At 60.5% G+C, this 1033-nt stretch carries 1 protein-coding gene; it reads right to left on the reverse strand.

What is annotated here, in order from left to right:
* On the reverse strand, positions 1-1033 hold a 1033-nt coding region (locus BLX42_RS25255), incomplete at both ends, for an Ig-like domain-containing protein (protein WP_218580323.1).

Consider the following 1033-nt stretch of genomic DNA (forward strand, 5'->3'; position numbering starts at 1 on the left):
TTGACCTGGGTGTTGAGCTGGCCGATAGCAGACGTGGAGGTATCGCTGCCCGCGCGCACACCAACCACATATTGGCCGTCGCCGCGGACGTCAGCGCCCACCACGTCGTTGTACATCACGTTGCCATACACCACATCGCCCTTGGCCACGCTGACGAAATCGCTGCTGGCTGTCGGCACGTCGTCGACGATGGTTATGACGATGGTGCTGGTGGTCGAATTGCCCAGCGAGTCCTGCACCTGGTAGGTGAAGGTTTCGGTCACGGTATTGGCGCCGTCGTTGGCATGGGTCGGGGAGTTCGCTGGCGAGGTCAGCGTATAGGTGTAGGAGCCATCAGCATTGAGCTGAATCTGGCCGTATTGGCCTACGGCATTTCCGACCAGTGCGTACGTGAGCGCACCTACCCCGCCGCTGGCTGAGCCGACCAATGTGCCGGATGTGGTTTCCTGGCTCGAAGCCGGGTCGCTCCCCGTGACATTGCCGGCGGCCAGGTCGTTACCGTCCTTTTGCAGGTCCAGGGCTTTCTCGTGAACCGTGATGTCACGATCTTCGCAAGCCATCAACGAATTGTGCACGTTGATGGTGATGGTCGTGGTGCTTTCGTCGCCATCGGCGTCGCGAATGGTATAGACGAAGGTATCGACGGCATCCCGTGGTGAGGTGACGTTGGGGTTAGAGTGATACTCGGCGTTGCCCTGGGCATCGATGGTCAGGTAGCCGTACTGGCCGTTGACCTGGGTGTTGAGCTGGCCGATAGCAGACGTGGAGGTATCGCTGCCCGCGCGCACACCGACCACATATTGGCCGTCGCCGCGGACGTCAGCGCCCACCACGTCGTTGTACATCACATTGCCATACACCACACCGCCTTTAGCCACGGCGGCCTGATCGTCATCAGCCTGAGGTAGATCGTCGACGATATTCACATCCAGGCTGCCAGTCGCAGTGCTGCCATCGACATCCTTGGCGATCACCTGGAACACTTCGCTGATGCTGCCCTCGCCGCCGGGGTGGTTTTCGTTGTCCACCAAGG

The sequence above is a fragment of the Pseudomonas sp. SG-MS2 genome, from assembly GCF_009933855.1.
Taxonomy (GTDB): Bacteria; Pseudomonadota; Gammaproteobacteria; order Pseudomonadales; family Pseudomonadaceae; genus Aquipseudomonas; species Aquipseudomonas putida_E.